Origin of the sequence: Burkholderia sp. BCC1638, assembly GCF_902833195.1 — a bacterium.
Taxonomy (GTDB): domain Bacteria; phylum Pseudomonadota; class Gammaproteobacteria; order Burkholderiales; family Burkholderiaceae; genus Burkholderia; species Burkholderia diffusa.
Genome location: NZ_CADFEC010000003.1, coordinates 154,429 through 168,697, shown reverse-complemented (window position 1 = coordinate 168,697; position 14,269 = coordinate 154,429). Strand labels below are relative to the sequence as shown.

12 protein-coding genes and 2 pseudogenes are annotated in these 14,269 nt (G+C 66.5%); 5 read left to right on the top strand and 9 right to left on the bottom strand.

The features are described from left to right. Positions 1–206: 206 nt before the first annotated feature. Positions 207–366 (bottom strand): annotated as a pseudogene (locus HWX22_RS04390) (GNAT family N-acetyltransferase); the annotation flags it as partial. Between the two features lie 322 nt (positions 367–688). Between HWX22_RS04390 and HWX22_RS04385 the strand changes: the two are divergent. From HWX22_RS04385 to HWX22_RS04375, 3 genes and pseudogenes are all read left to right on the top strand, one after another. Beyond that, a pseudogene (locus HWX22_RS04385) lies at positions 689–1,069 on the top strand (phospholipase domain-containing protein); the annotation flags it as partial. 251 nt (positions 1,070–1,320) lie between these two features. After that, a complete protein-coding gene (locus tag HWX22_RS04380) occupies positions 1,321–1,590 on the top strand; it encodes a hypothetical protein (protein ID WP_040138862.1) in 270 nt (89 codons plus the stop codon). Between the two features lie 163 nt (positions 1,591–1,753). Further along, the gene (locus HWX22_RS04375; protein WP_059528794.1) at positions 1,754–2,746 is read left to right on the top strand and encodes a DedA family protein/thiosulfate sulfurtransferase GlpE; all 993 of its coding nucleotides are present in this window, start codon (positions 1,754–1,756) and stop codon (positions 2,744–2,746) included. 67 nt (positions 2,747–2,813) lie between these two features. Here the strand turns inward: HWX22_RS04375 and HWX22_RS04370 are convergent, their stop codons facing one another. The 7 genes from HWX22_RS04370 to HWX22_RS04340 all read right to left on the bottom strand — a co-directional run bounded on the left by HWX22_RS04370 (position 2,814) and on the right by HWX22_RS04340 (position 10,698). Continuing rightward, on the bottom strand, positions 2,814–4,286 hold the full coding sequence (locus HWX22_RS04370; protein WP_175908587.1) for an OprD family porin: 1,473 nt from the start codon (positions 4,284–4,286) through the stop codon (positions 2,814–2,816). A 160-nt stretch (positions 4,287–4,446) separates the two neighbouring features. After that, a complete protein-coding gene (locus tag HWX22_RS04365; protein WP_059528798.1) occupies positions 4,447–5,469 on the bottom strand; it encodes an oligopeptide/dipeptide ABC transporter ATP-binding protein in 1,023 nt (340 codons plus the stop codon). After that, on the bottom strand, positions 5,466–6,458 hold the full coding sequence (locus HWX22_RS04360) for an ABC transporter ATP-binding protein (protein ID WP_175908588.1): 993 nt from the start codon (positions 6,456–6,458) through the stop codon (positions 5,466–5,468). The genes HWX22_RS04365 and HWX22_RS04360 overlap by 4 nt, the downstream gene beginning before the upstream one ends. A gap of 1 nt (position 6,459) precedes the next feature. Beyond that, positions 6,460–7,362 (bottom strand): ABC transporter permease subunit, encoded by a 903-nt coding sequence (locus HWX22_RS04355; protein ID WP_059528804.1) that lies wholly within the window; start codon positions 7,360–7,362, stop codon positions 6,460–6,462. A 13-nt stretch (positions 7,363–7,375) separates the two neighbouring features. Continuing rightward, positions 7,376–8,314 (bottom strand): ABC transporter permease subunit, encoded by a 939-nt coding sequence (locus HWX22_RS04350; RefSeq protein ID WP_059528807.1) that lies wholly within the window; start codon positions 8,312–8,314, stop codon positions 7,376–7,378. 11 nt (positions 8,315–8,325) lie between these two features. After that, positions 8,326–9,939, bottom strand: a complete 1,614-nt coding sequence (locus tag HWX22_RS04345) for a peptide ABC transporter substrate-binding protein (protein WP_059815190.1) — start codon at positions 9,937–9,939, stop codon at positions 8,326–8,328. Between the two features lie 177 nt (positions 9,940–10,116). Beyond that, positions 10,117–10,698 (bottom strand): cupin domain-containing protein, encoded by a 582-nt coding sequence (locus HWX22_RS04340; protein ID WP_059448921.1) that lies wholly within the window; start codon positions 10,696–10,698, stop codon positions 10,117–10,119. Positions 10,699–11,196: 498 nt separating this feature from the next. Between HWX22_RS04340 and HWX22_RS04335 the strand changes: the two genes are divergently transcribed. Continuing rightward, positions 11,197–12,720 carry an oligopeptide:H+ symporter gene (locus HWX22_RS04335; RefSeq protein ID WP_059815193.1) on the top strand — a complete coding sequence of 508 codons (1,524 nt, stop codon included), beginning with the start codon at positions 11,197–11,199 and terminating at the stop codon, positions 12,718–12,720. A gap of 120 nt (positions 12,721–12,840) precedes the next feature. Next, positions 12,841–13,047, top strand: a complete 207-nt coding sequence (locus tag HWX22_RS04330) for a hypothetical protein (protein WP_059528816.1) — start codon at positions 12,841–12,843, stop codon at positions 13,045–13,047. A gap of 70 nt (positions 13,048–13,117) precedes the next feature. On the opposite strand, the gene HWX22_RS04325 is transcribed toward HWX22_RS04330, so the two are convergent. After that, positions 13,118–14,242, bottom strand: a complete 1,125-nt coding sequence (locus tag HWX22_RS04325; RefSeq protein ID WP_059815200.1) for an OpgC domain-containing protein — start codon at positions 14,240–14,242, stop codon at positions 13,118–13,120. Between the last annotated feature and the right edge of the window lie 27 nt (positions 14,243–14,269).

Sequence of the window (14,269 nt, the reverse complement as noted above, 5' to 3'; positions counted from 1 at the left end):
AACGACGAAGGGCATCGACAAGGTAAGCCACGACCGGCCGCTGCATGCTCACATCGCGCAGCCGTGTCGACCGCGACAATCGCGACGACCGGCAAATCGCTCGACGATACGATTCACGCGGCCGGTTGAAAACAAACGAATTCTCGAATGGATATGACGTGCGCTTCGTCGACATCGTCCCGTCATGCCGCCCGATCCCATGCACGAATGCCCTGTTCGCGCAGGCGTTCGAGCCGCTGCCGCCATTTCTCGCGCGACGGAAACGGATGCTGGAGCGCGTTCATGTACACCGCGGGGTGCGACGATGATCTGCCGGATCGCATCGACGTCGTGCGTCTCGCCGCGCCGGATCGTGATATCGGTCATGACTGGGTGGAGTCGCAGTATCGTGCCGGGGCTTGTCGCCGCGCGAACGCAACAACGCACCGAGCTTATCCGATTTCATGCGAATGAAACATGGTCGACGCACAAGTCTATAACGTTGCACGCGCAACTACATGGCGTCACGTCGCCCTCACGAAATCGGCAATTTCTTACCGACATCACGCGCACAAATCGGTAATTTCAGACCGTTCCAACATCCGCACCGCGCGTCGCTTGTTCGTTGCGCACGCAACGTCAAGAACGCGACACGCCATGTCATTTCCGCATCACGAACGCGCGGCGTGCCGGATCCCGGCAACGGCTGTCGCGCGCGTTGCCATACGAGCTGCATGCGAGCGCGCAGATCGACGCCCGCAAGGGCACCGTCACGCTGACGTTCGCGAACACGGGCCGCGCGGCAGCGGTGTTCGACATCACGACGAGACACCTCGACCGCGCGCCACGCCGCTACGTCGTCGAACCGGGCAAGGCGCTGCGCGGCGACTGGGCGGCGCTGGCCGACGACGGCGGCAAATATGACCTGTGGATGCACGGCCCGCACGGCTATCGCCGCCGCTTCACCGGCGACCTCGCCCACTGGTACGACTTCGTCGTCACCGCCGACAGCGGCGCGAGCTTCTCGCGCCGCGTGGCCGGCCGCGTCGAAACGGGTCGCCACTCGGTCAGCGGCCCGGCGATGGGGCTCACCGGGTCGCTTCTGACGGCACTGCGCCCGCCCGACCCGAGCGCCGGCCGGGCGCCGGGCGCGGCGCGGTCCGATCCGGCTGAAACGCCCGCCCGGCGCGGCTCAAACATCAGAGGGATCGGTGGTGCAGCCCTCATTTCGGGTCCACGAAAATGCTCCGTATTGCGGCCCGTTCGCGTTAAACTTCGTCAAGCTGCATTCAACAACGAGATCTTCGCCAATCTGGCACACACGACACGAGGATAGGTTCGATGCGCACTACCGGCTCATCCGGGGCAATGACCCTGCTCACCGAACACGACCCGGCCGACGGCCGCGAACTGCGCTCGCTCAGGCTCGAATCGACCGGCGACGGCAAGAGCGTGCTGCTGATCGAGATCGACGAACGCAAGCCCGGCATTCACCGCGAGGTCCGCTACGAGATCACGCCGGCCGAACTGATCGCGGCGATCCGCTCGCACGGCGCCGAGCTGCCCGGCGAAAACCACGGCGCCGCGTCGCTCGCCCGCACCCCTTCCTGATGTCGAACGGTGAGCCGCGTGCAATGCACTGGCTCACCGTTCTGTCCGCATTTCCCTGCCGCCGTCAGGCGCTTTCCGTCATTCCCCTCCGCCCGCTTGAAAATGGCCGATAATCGGCCCATTCGCGTACCTTCCTCACGCGCTCCCTTTTCGGCCAGCCGTCATGCTCCGTGACCTCGTCGCCCAATACGGGCCGCTTCTCGTCTTCGCCAACGTCCTGGCGGCGGCCATCGGCCTGCCCGTGCCGGCGATGCCGACGCTCGTGCTGTTCGGCGCGATGGCCGCGATGCATCCGGCGATGATCGGCTCGCAGCTCCTGACGGTGCTGGCGCTGTCGGTCCTCGGCGCGCTGATCGGCGACACCGTGTGGTATGTCGCCGGGCGGCGCTACGGCGGCACGACGCTGAAGACGATCTGCCGGCTGTCGCTGTCGCGCGATACCTGCGTGAGGAAAACCGAACGCTTCTTCGGCCGCTACGGCGTGCGCGTGCTCGCGGTCGCCCGCTTCATTCCGGGGCTGTCGCTCGTGTCGGTGCCGATGGCCGGCGCGCTCGGCACGCGCTATCGCACGTTCGCCGGCTACGATGCGCTCGGCGCCGCGCTGTGGACAACCGTCGGGCTCGTCGCGGGGCTCGTGTTCTATCGGCAGATCGACTGGCTGTTCGCCGGCGCGAGCCGGCTCGGCCGCGCGGTGCTGCTGGTGATCGTCGCGCTGCTGGCCGTCTATGCGGCCGTGCGCTGGATGCGCCGCCGTGCGCTGATCCGCCAGCTCGCGAGCGCGCGGATCGGCGTCGACGAACTCGATCTGCTGCTGCGCGACGCGGCCGCGCCGGTGGTGCTCGACGTGCGTTCGCCCGAGCACCGCAAGCTCGACCCGTTCACGATTCCGGGCGCTCAGTTCGCGGACGAGCGGCACATCGAGGACATCGTCGCGCGCTACCCGTTCTCGCAGAAGTTCGTCGTGTATTGCTCGTGCCCGAACGAAGTGACGGCTGCGCTGATGGCCAAGCGCCTGCTCGACGCGGGCTTCACCGATGCGCTGCCGCTGCGCGGCGGTCTCGACGCCTGGCGCGACACGGGCCGCCAGCTCACGTCGCTGGTGGAAGACATCCCCGCCGCGAACGATCCGGTGGCGGGGTTGCACAAGCCGGCCTGATCGAACTGACCGCAGGCCGGCCGCGCGAGACGAGAAATGCCGAAGGGGGCGTTGCGCCCCCCTTCGATCAGAACGCGTGCAGCGGCACGTTCACGACCAGGCGGTATTCCTTGTTGGTCGCGTCCGAGTAGTGCGCGGAACCGTTGTGCCACATCGCGATGAACGTGACCTTCGTGTCCTTCAGCTTGCCGCTCTGGAACGTGTACGACGGGATGAAGCCGAACTCGTGGTGACGGCCCTGCACCGGTGCGCCGTTGCTCCAGTAGATGCTCGACTTGCTCGGATCCGCCGCCGCGCCCGCGCTCGCATCCGCGCCCCAGCCCGTCACGCCCCACACCATCGCCTTGAAGCCCGGCAGGCCTGCTTCCTTGCCGTAGAACGTGTAACGCAGCTGCAGCGACTTTTCGTGCGGCGCGTTGTAGTCGACGTCCATCGAGTTGGTCAGGAAGATGCCGTTGGTTTCGTTCAGGTAGTCGAAGAACTGGTCGCCGAGCACCTGCTGATAACCGAGCAGCAGTTCGTGCGGGCCGTGTTGCGCGGCCAGCGACAGGCTGTACGCGTTGTTGTTGATCTTGCCCTGCAGCGCGTCGCCCGTATCGTGCGTCGAGTAAACGTTACCAAAGCCGGTCCACTTGATCGACTTCGTATCGCCGATGCTGTGCTTCACCGACGCGTAGTACTGGTGCCACACGTCATCGGCCTGGTTTGCGTACAGCGCGACTTCGCCGTCCGGCGAGTAGTCCCACGTGCCGCCGACGTAGGTCAGGCGATTGATGCGCGTGCCGCCGTACTGGGTCGTGAGGTTGGTGAGCGTCGTGTGGCCACGCGCGTCGGTCTTCGTGAAGCTGCCGGCCTCGAGCATCACGTTCTTGAACTCATTGCTGACGATCGTCGCGCCGAGGAACGTCGGCGGCAGCGCGCGGTTGTCGTGCTGCTCCATGAATGGGTTGTCGACGGCCTGCAGACCGTACTTGACCACCGTGTTCGAGATGCGTGCCTTCACGTCGTAGATGCCCGGATAGGCCCACGCAAGCTGGTTCGAACCGCCGCCGCCCTTCGCGATGTGCACCATGCTGCCGGCGCCGGCGCCGCCGTCGAGCTTCAACGCCGCATACAGCGACGCGTCGAAGCCGATGCCGATCAGGCCGGTCGTGTAGCCGGACTCGAAGTTCGCCATCGCACCCTGGACCCACGCGTGACGATGCGGTCCGCCCTTGTTGTCGAGCGTGTCCGCATAGTTGCGGAACAGGAAGTTCAGGTGGCTGTCGGCGATGAAGCCGTTCGATTTCGACTGCGCCGAAGGCTCATCGGGCGGCGTGACGGCCTGGTTCGCCTCGGCGTTGATAATGGCGTTCGGGGTCGTTGCCTGCGCAACCGTCGCGCCGGCGCCGGCGGACGGCGCGGCCTGCGCGACCGTCAGCGGTGCGGGGGCCGCGTCGTCGGCGTGCGCGACGCCGCTCAGCGATACGCCGGCAAGCGCAGGCAAGCCCCATGCAAGCAGCATCTTCGATGCCGTCCCGATCGTCTTTTGCTTTTTCATCGTCATTCTCGTCTTGTGTTGATGTCGTCCACGCCGGTTGCGATCCGCTTCCAGCCCCCCGGCGAGCCCGGTTAAGGACGCGCCTTTACCCGCGACGCGAAGATCATTCGCGCCGCACCCTACCCCTGTTGACCTGCCTGGTTATGTTTGCTGCGTCACTTCACGCCGCCACGCCCGCCCGGATGCACGCGACACGCGCCGCCGAGCCGTGCCGCACTTCCGGCAGCGGCACGTCCTGCGCGCACGCGTCGATCGCGACCGGGCAGCGCGTGCGAAACGCGCAGCCGGACGGCGGGTTGAGCGGCGACGGCATCTCGCCCGCCAGCAGCATCGGACGGCGAGCACGCTCGCGCGCCGGCTCCGGCGTCGGCGCCGCGTCGAGCAGCGCCTTCGTGTACGGGTGTTGCGGCACGCCGTACACGTCATGCCGCGTGCCGAACTCCATCACGCGGCCGAGATACATCACGAGCACGCGCTGGCTGATGGCCTTCACCACCGCCAGGTCGTGCGCGACGAACAGATAGGACAACGACAGTTCGCGTTGCAGATCGCGCAGCAGGTTCACGATCTGCGCCTGGATCGACACGTCGAGTGCCGAGACGGGCTCGTCGCAGATCACGAGCTTCGGCTCGCCGATCAGCGCACGCGCGATGCCGACACGCTGACACTGTCCGCCCGAAAATTCGTGCGGGTAGCGCAGCAGGTGATGCGCGTTCAGGCCGACCCGCTCGAGCATCGTGACCACGCGGCGCCGCACTTCGGCGCGGCCGAGGCCGGCGTGGTGCGTGACGAGCGGCTCCGCGACGATCTGTTCGATCGTCATGCGCGGATCGAGCGACGCGAGCGGATCCTGGAAGATCATCTGCACTTCGCGGCGCATCGCGGTGCCGCGAAGGTGATCGGGCGCGACGGCTTCACCGCGCCAGCGCACCGTGCCTGCCGTCATCGGCACGAGGCCGATCAGCGCACGCGCGAGCGTCGACTTCCCGCAGCCCGACTCGCCGACGAGCCCGACCGTCTCGCCGCGCTTCACGTCGAACGACACGCCGTCGACCGCGCGCAGCGTGCCCTTCGGCGACCACGGATAGCCGCCGAGCGGCACGCGGAAATGCACCTTCAGATCCTCGACGGACAGCAGCGTGTCGCCCGTCGCGCCGGCATTGCGGCGTTCATCGACGCTCATCGCAGACCTCCCGTCAGATCGGCCAGCGGCCGGTGGCACGCGCGCACCGCGCCCGCGGCGCCATAGGTTTCGAGCGCGGGGCGCGCGGCACCGCAGCGCTCCTCCGCATACGTGCAGCGTTTCGCGAACGCGCAGCCGGCCGGCGCGGTGCCGGGCATCGGCGGATTGCCGGGAATCGCGACGAGCGGCGCATCGTCGGCGTCGGTCAGGCGCGGCAGCGCGTTGAGCAGACCGATCGTGTACGGATGCGACGGCGCCGCGAAGATCGATTCGGCCGGCGCGTATTCGACGGTGCGGCCCGCATACATGACCATCACGTCGTCCGCGAGGCCTGCCACCACACCCATGTCGTGCGTGATCAGCACGATCGCGGTGCCACGCTCGCGGTTCAGCTCGCGCAGCAGATCGATGATCTGCGCCTGCACGGTCACGTCGAGCGCGGTGGTCGGCTCGTCTGCGATCAGGATTTCCGGCTCGGACAGAAGCGCCATCGCGATCATCACGCGCTGGCGCATGCCGCCGGAGAATTCGTGCGGATACATGCGGATGCGACGCGCCGCGTCGGGAATGCGCACCGACTCGAGCGCCTCGATCGCGCGCCTGGTCGCTTCCTTGCGCGACAGCTTGCGATGCAGTTGCAGCGTCTCGGTCATCTGCCGCTCGATCGTCAGGAACGGATTGAGCGACGTCATCGGATCCTGGAAGATCATCGCGATCCGGTCGCCGCGCACCGCGTTCAGCGCACGCGTATCCATCTCGAGCAGGTTGTCGCCGCGATAGCGCGCGACACCCGTCGTCGTGCCGTTGCCGGCCAGCAGTCCGAGCAGCGCCATCACGGTCTGACTCTTGCCCGAGCCCGATTCGCCGACGATGCCGAGCGTCTTGCCGGCTTCGAGCGAGAACGACACGCCGCTCACGGCGTCGATCGGCGGCGCGTCCTTGCGCGAGAAGCGCACGCCGAGGTTTTCAACTTCCAGCAGTGCAGCCATTTCAGCGATCCTTCGGGTCGAGCGCGTCACGCAGGCCGTCGCCAACGAAGTTCACGCAATAGAGCGTCACGCACAGCATGACGGCCGGCGCCAGCAGCAGCCACGGCATCGATTCCAGTTTCTGCGCGCCGTCCTGGATCAGCACGCCCCAGCTCGTCATCGGCTCCTGCACGCCGAGGCCGAGGAACGACAGCACCGATTCGGTCAGCACGATGTTCGGCACCGACACCGTCGCGTACACGACGACCACGCCGAGCAGGTTCGGCACGACGTGGCGCACCACGATCGACGCCGGCGACACGCCGATCGCGCGCGCCGCGTCGACGAACTCGCGATTGCGCAGCGACAGCGTCTGGCCGCGCACGACGCGCGCCATGTCGATCCACGAGAACGCGCTGATCGTCAGCACGACCAGCATGAACGAGCGGCCGAACAGGGTCATCATCAGGATTGCGATCAACAGATACGGGATCGCGTACATCATGTCGACGACGCGCATCATCGCGGAGTCGACACGGCCGCCCGCGAAGCCGGCGGTCGCGCCCCACGCGACGCCGAACAGGCCGGACACCAGCGTGCCGAGCAGGCCGACCTCGATCGACACGCGGCCGCCGATCAGCGTGCGCACGAGCAGGTCGCGGCCGAGTTCGTCGGTGCCGAACCAGTGCTGGTTCGCGAGCGTCGGCGGCAGGCTGATCGCGCCCCAGTCGCTCGCGGCGGGATCGGCCGCGAGCAGCCACGGGCCGACGAAACACGCGAGCGTGATGAGCGCGAGCAGCACGAGGCTGAACACGGCCGCGCGGTTGTGAAGGAAGCGCGCGAACGCGAGCGCGAGCGGCGAGCGCGAACGCGGCGGCGAGTCGGTCTGCACGGGCAGACTGACGACGGGAGTAGTCGGAGTCATCGCAGTGCCTCGCTCAATAACGGATGCGCGGATCGAGCCATGCGTACGCGAGGTCGACCAGCAGGTTGAACAGCACCGCACAGACGGTCGTCAGCACGACGAGGCCGAGCACCAGCGTGTAGTCGCGGTTGATCGCGCCGTTCACGACGAGCTGCCCGAGCCCCGGCAGCGCGAACACCGATTCGGTGACGACGGCCGCCGTGATCGACGTGATGCAGACCGTGCCGAACAGCGACACGACCGGCATCAGCGCGGGCTTGAGCGCGTGACGCAGCACGATCGTCGAGCCCGGCAGGCCCTTCGCGCGCGCGGTGCGGATGTAGTTGCTCGACAGCGTCTCGATCATCGAGCCGCGCATCACGCGTGCGAGGAGCGACACGTTGATGAAGGTCAGCAGCACGATCGGCAGCAGCCGGTACTGCCAGCCGCCGTCACCCCATCCGCCGGCCGGCAGCCAGCCGTTGCCGGCCGACGTCTTGAGCAGGATCGCGAAGATCCACACCAGCACCGGGCCGAGCACGAACGGCGGCACGACGTTGCCGAAGTTGCCGATCAGCATCACGAAGCGATCGATCAGGCTGTCGCGGCGCACGGCCGCGACGGTACCCAGCAGCACGCCGAACACGATCGAGATCGGGATCGACACACCGCCCACGCCGAGACTCACGGGCAGGGCCTTCTTCACGAGATCGTTCACCGACCAGTCGACGTAACGGAACGACGGGCCGAGATCGCCTTGCAGCAGCGAACCGAGATACAGCAGGTACTGCTTCCACAGCGGCTCGTCGAGGTGGTACTTCGCGTTCAGGTTCGCGAGCGTCGCCGCGGACAGCTGCTTCTCCGTATCGAACGGTCCGCCCGGCGTGAAGTGCAGCAGCAGGTAGCAGACGGTGATGACGGCGAGAATCGTCGGCACCGCCCACAACGTGCGTCTCAATGCGTAGGCCAGCATGATCGCTCCGCTCAGTGCTTGATCAGGTACATGTCCTGCGAAGCACGCATGTCGATCACGTTCTTCAGCGAGTAGCCGCCCACGTAGGGCTTCACGAGACGGTCCGCCGAGTACTGGAACAGCGGCACCATCGGCGTGTCGTTCATCGCCGTGTCGTGCGCCTGCGTGAGCAGCGCGGCGCGCGCCTTGTCGTCGAGCTTCTGGTTGCCGTCGTCGACGAACGTGTCGACCTGCTTGTTGCAGTAGCCGACAGTGTTCTGCGAGCTGCCGCAGCGGATCAGGTCGAAGAAGGTCATCGCGTCGTTGTAGTCGGCGAACCAGCCGTCGCGCGCGATCTGCACCTTGCCGTCATGCCGCTCCTTCATCAGCACCTTGAACTCGACGTTCTCGAGCTTCGTGTTGATGCCGAGCTTCGTGCGCCATTCCGATGCGGTGAACAGCGCGACCTTCTTGTGCAGGTCGTTGGTGTTGTACGTGAGCGTGAACGACAGCGGCTTCGCGTCCGAGTAACCGGCCTGCTTCAGCAGGTCCTTCGCGGTCGAGATACGCTTGGCCATCGGCCACGACGCCCATTCCGGCGTGAACGGCTGCACGCCCTTCGTGCCGTTCGGCATCAGGCCGTACATCGGCTTCTCGCCGGCCTGCGTGAGCTTCGACGTCAGCACGTCGCGATCGATCACCATCGACAGCGCCTGGCGCACGCGCTTGTCCTTGAGCGCCGCGTCGCTGTTGTTCAGGTAGTAGTAATAGGTCGCGAGCTGCAGGCCCGGGCGCAGTTCGCCACCGAACTGCTTGCTGACCTGCTGGAAGATGCCCGACGGGATCGAGTAGCTGTAGTCGATCTGGCCGGCCTGGTACATGCGCATCGCCGTTTCGTCGCTTTCGATCGGCAGGTACGTGACCTTGTTGATCACGACCTTCGGCGCGTTCCAGTACTTCGCGTCCTTCGAGATCACGATGCGGTTGTTCGGCTGCCAGTCGACGAGCTGGTACGCACCGTTGCTGACGATGTTGCCCGGTCGCGTCCATGCGTCGCCGAACTTCGCGACGGTGTCCTTGTTCACCGGCGCGAGCGGCACCATCGCGGTCAGTTCGGGGAAGAACGCGACGGGCACGTCGGTCGTCACTTCCAGCGTGTACGGGTCGACCGCGCGCACGCCGAGCGTCGTCGGCGCGGCCTTGCCGGCGATGATGTCCTTCGAGTTCTTCACGAACTCGACGAGGATCGTGTATTTCGAGCCCGTCTTCGGGTCGACGAGGCGCTGCCACGAATAGACGAAATCGGCGGCCGTCACCGGCTGGCCGTTGCTCCACTTCGCATCGTGGCGCAGCTTGAAGATCCACGTCTGCGGCGACTTGCGCTCCCACGACTGCGCGACGCCCGGCACGACCTGGCCGGCTGCATCGATGCGGGCGAGCCCTTCGAACAAGTCGAGGCCGATCGTGTTGCCGGTCCACGACTCGATGTGCGCCGGGTCGAGCGATTCGACTTCGGCGGGCACCTGGCGCGTCAGGTCCTGTTGAGGAGCGAGCGCGACGTTCGACGGAACGGTCACGGCGTGAGCGGCGGGCGTCGTCAGGGCGAGCGCGGCCAGCACGGCCGACATGGCATGCAAGGATTTCATCGTGGCGGTCTTGAGAAGGTTGTTCGGTGAGCGATGCGCGGCGAATGCCGCGGTTACGCGTGAGACGCTGACGGGTTCAGCGATTGAGGAGGCCCGTGATTCTCGTATTGCATCTTAGTATTCCTTACGTTTCTTTCGACAGGCATTCCGTCTCGGAAACGAAGGAATACCTGTGCGTTAGAACAGCCGCGGTGTACCGACCCAGACCACCACCGACTCGATCTTCGCGGTGTTGACCCAGCTGTGCGGGACCGTCGACTGATAGTGCGAACTGTCGCCGGCCTGCAGGACGAACGTCTTGCCTTCCAGCGTCAGCGACACTTCCCCTTCAATCACATACAGGAACTCCTCTCCTGCATGTGTCGTCACTTCAGACCGCTTCTGCCCCGGCGGCATCCGCACGAGGATCGCCTCGAGCTGACGCCCTTCGGTCACGTTGGTCAGCCTCGCGAACAGGTTCGCCGAATCGGCGAATCCGAAGAAGCGCAACTGATCGCCTCTGCAGACCGAGCGTTCCTCGCTCGGCGTATCCACGAAGTACTGCACCGTCACGCCGAGCGCCTGTGCGATACCGGCCAGCGACGTCAGCGACGGCGACGCGAGCCCGCGTTCGACTTGAGACAGAAACGGCTTCGAAATCCCCGCGGCGGTAGCGGTGTCGTCGAGCGTGCGCTTGAGTCGTTGGCGCAACGCGCGGATCTTGCTGCCCAGTGCTGCGGCAGCGTCTGCCGACTGCGAGTTTTCAGTGGGGGGAACCATAGCAGGCCGAAATGTGGTCGTCAAAAAATGTTTGATGGAAAGTAACTAAGTTAGATCGATTTGGCTTAGTCTTCGGTTTCGCACACGTCTTCGGTGTTGAGCCCGGTGCACTAAACAGGGCACGAAGCGAGCGAAACGACGCGCTATCTTGCCAGACTCGCCCGCTTCACAGGCAAGCTGCAAGCGGCTCTCCGGGAATTTGCGGAGAACGGGCGCGAAGCTTACAAATAGATGATGAGACAAATGTTCCTGAAAGCTGCTGCCATATCGGGAGTTTCCCTGAGTGGCGCGGACCTGACGCACCGGACCGGCAAACGTTACCATTCGCGCGCCGGTCGGGGCCTTGCACCGCCTTGCCTGGCGGCGTCCGACCCCGGCCCGGGCTAACCGCCCGACTGCTCCATCGCCGACGCAAAGCCTACCCGGCCACAGTGCTCCGGCGCCAGTTCGACCCCCAAGGCGACGCGCGATCCGCGCCGTCCGTTTCAAACGAGATTGATGATGCACGCACCTGTTTCACAGACCCGATCGTTTACGACGGTCTTCCTTATCGAAATGTGGGAGCGCTTCGGCTACTACGGCATGGCCGCGCTCCTGGTCCTCTTCATGGTCGACCGGCTCGGTTTCACCGACAGCCATGCGAACCTGACCTGGGGCGCGTTCACCGCGCTCGTCTACGCGTCGCCGTCGATCGGCGGCTGGATCGGCGACAAGGTGCTCGGCGCCCGTCGCACGATGATCATCGGCGCGGCCGTGCTGTGCGCCGGCTACCTGATGCTGGCGGTGCCGAACGACGCGCTGGCATACATGTATGCGTCGCTCGGCGTGATCGTCGTCGGCAACGGCCTGTTCAAGGCCAACGCGGCGAACCTCGTGCGCCGCATCTACGAAGGCGACGATGCGCGCATCGACAGCGCGTTCACGATCTACTACATGGCGGTCAACATCGGCTCGACCGTGTCGATGCTCGCGACGCCGTGGATCAAGGATCACTGGGGCTGGCACACCGCGTTCGCGGTCTGCTGCGCCGGTATGCTGCTCGCGATCCTGAACTTCATGCTGATGCACCGCACGCTCGCGCACATCGGCTCGCAGCCCGACGACGAACCGATCCGCTGGAAGCGCCTCGGCGGCGTGGCGGCAGGCGGCGTCGCGCTCGCGCTGATCACGCTGTACGTGCTGCAGCACAAGCAGCTCGCGGTCGCGAGCGTGTGGACGGCCGCATTCGCGATCCTCGCGATCTTCGCGTACATGATCGCGAAGTCGGAGCGCTCGGAGCGCGCGGGGCTGATCGCGGCGCTCGTGCTGATCGGCCAGGTGATCCTGTTCTTCATCTTCTACGTGCAGATGTCGACGTCGCTGACGCTGTTCGCGCTGCGCAACGTCGATCCGCGCTTCATCCTGTTCGGCACGACGCTGTTCACGTGGAGCGCCGCGCAGTTCCAGGCGCTGAACCCGATCTGGATCATGATGCTGAGCCCGGTGCTTGTGTGGGTCTACAACGCGGTCGCGAAGAGCGGCCGTGACCTGCCGGTCGCGGCGAAGTATGCACTCGGCTTCGGCGCGGTGGCGGCCGGCTACCTGGTGTTCACGATCAGCGGCCGCTACGCGGTGGACGGTCGCGTGTCGTCGTGGTTCATGGTGTGGGGCTACGGCCTCTACTCGCTCGGCGAACTGCTGGTGAGCGGTCTCGGCCTCGCGATGATCGCCCGCTACGTGCCGGCGCGCATGAGCGGCTTCATGATGGGCGCGTATTTCGTCGCGACGGGTGTGTCGCAGTATCTGGGCAGCGTCGTCGCGAACTTCGCGCAGATGCCGTCGCACGACCTGCCGGCCACCGAATCGCTGCCGCTCTACCTGTCGCTGTTCGAGAAGCTCGGCTGGCTCGCCGCGATCGGCATGCTGCTCGCACTTCTGCTGCTGCCGATGATGAACCGCCTGTCGCGTCAGCATCAGCGCTGCGCGGAAGAACGCCGCGAGGAAGAAGCGGTTCAGGCGCAGGCGATGGCCTCGGCGCAGTAAGTACTATCCCTCGGCGTGCGGCCTGCACGCCACATTCTCCCGCCAGCGCGGCCAGCACGTCCTACACTGGTTGCAACGGCGCATCCGCTCCGTCGCGATGCGCACTGGCGGGAGAAGATCATGAAAAGCAAAACGACTCGGCTCTTGAGGATACTGTCGGATATCCGGCACGCGCAGCGCTGCACCGCGTTGCGCGCCGCCCGGGCCGCGGCCGAAGCCGACGCGGTGCTCGCGGAGCAGGACGATCCGAAGTCCGACGAACGCGACGACGCCGAATCCGACGACGCGACCGCCGTCCCCCGCTCCCGCATCGGCTCACCTCACTGACCGCACCGACGCCGCGCGGCACCCCGCGTGCCGCCTCCGTGCTTCCGCGTTATCGATGCTTCCGTGCCGCTCATGCGGCCGCGCCGCGCCAGCGCGCGAACCACGTTCCCGAACCCGCCACGGCCATCATCAGCCCGACCGCGCATGCGTCGGCCGCGAAGCCCACGCCGATGTGCCGCAGCTCGGCGCCGTTCGCGACCGGATGCAGCAGCGAATCGATGACGAGCGAGATCGCCGCGCCCGCGACGAAGCAGATCAGGCCGCGCCGGCCGACCGCGACGACGGGCTGAACGGCCTGCGCGATGCGCGCGATCCAGCCTCGGCGCACGCAATCGGCCATCAGCCACGCGATCGCCGCGAAGCTCACTATGCGCGGCAGCGCGAGATCGCGCTTGAGCACGCCTTCCGGCACCGGCAGCCCCGAGAACAGCTTGTAGCTGGCGCAACCGAGCACGACCGCGCACGCGACACCGGTCGCCGCGGCGCTCCAGCGCCCGAGCGCGACGTGCCGGTAGAACGGCTGGCAGCGCGCGAGCACGCCGGCGACGAACATCAACTGCCACGCAAACGGATTGAAGCTCCAGCGGAATCCATCGGTGTCCAGCAGTTCGGGGCCGAGCCAGCCGGCCGCGAGCCACGACGCCGCGCTCGACGCGACGAGCAGCCATGGATGGCGACGCGCGAACGGCACGATCACCGGCGACGCGAGCGCGAACAGCACGTACATCGGCAGCACCGACGCGAGATACGGCTGGCGCTGGAACGTGAGCAGCTCGGCCGCGCCCGTGAGCGGCGACGCGAGCATCACGCTGACGTCGTCGAGCGCGAGGTTCGGCGCGTCGATCCCGTAATGGTCGAGCACGGCGGACACGACGAGCATCAGCGTCGACGTCGCGAGAAACGCGCGATAGATCTGCATCGCGCGGTGCACGAACCGCCGCTGCGCGGCGCGCGCGCCGTGCCGGTCGGCGATCGCGCCATACGCGCTCGCGGTCGCGAAGCCGCCGAGGAACACGAACACCTCGGCCGCGTCGCACAGCGCGAATGCGTGGAGCGTCACGCGCGACAGCATGCTCGCGCCGATGTGATCGACGACGATCATCAGCAGCACGATGCCGCGAAAGAAATCGACTTCGATCAGGCGGCCGCCGCGCGCCGGCGGCACCGAGACGGCGGGCGGCATGCTCAACGACATGGCCGCACCTGCGCGACGACGGCGCGG